This window comes from Streptococcus sp. CSL10205-OR2, from assembly GCF_025660655.1.
Lineage (GTDB): Bacteria > Bacillota > Bacilli > Lactobacillales > Streptococcaceae > Streptococcus.
The window spans coordinates 1-563 of the sequence record NZ_JAOTIN010000033.1; the positions used below are offsets into that span (position 1 = coordinate 1).

Sequence of the window (563 nt, forward strand, 5' to 3'; positions counted from 1 at the left end):
GCAGGTGATGTTACAGCTCCAATTGATTCCTCAACGATTACCTTATTGGATGTCAATAATCAGCCAGTAACCACAGTTGCAGCTATGAAAGATGGTCAAGAAGTTGGTACTTATAGTATTGATCCAGCGACAGGTGTTGTTACTTTCCAACCGAACTTAGATTTTGTAGGCACTCCAGACGCTGTTAAGATTCAAGCTAAGGATAAGAATGGCACAGCAGTAGAAACAACTTATACCCCAACAGTAGAACGAGTGACCCCAACGGGAGCAGACGCTACATCAACAGGTAAACAAGGTCAAGTCCAAAGTGGTCAGCCAACCTTTACTGAAGGTGATCCGTCTGTTCCAATGGATGATACAGTTCCTGCTACGTTTGACGATGGTAGCACAAGTAAGACTATTGATGGAGAGGGTACCTACACTGTTGCACCAGACAGTACTGTCACTTTCACACCAGAACCAACCTTCACAGGAACAGGTACAGGTGTGACCGTTAAACGTGTTGATAAGAACGGCACAGCAGTGACCGCTAAGTACACACCAACAGTTGAAGCTGTAACTCC

1 protein-coding gene is annotated in these 563 nt (G+C 45.1%); it reads left to right on the plus strand.

Translation table 11 applies throughout. The annotated features are described in order from the left end of the window. The coding region (locus N7659_RS08100) for a hypothetical protein (protein ID WP_263276625.1) at positions 1–563 on the plus strand (563 nt) is incomplete at both ends.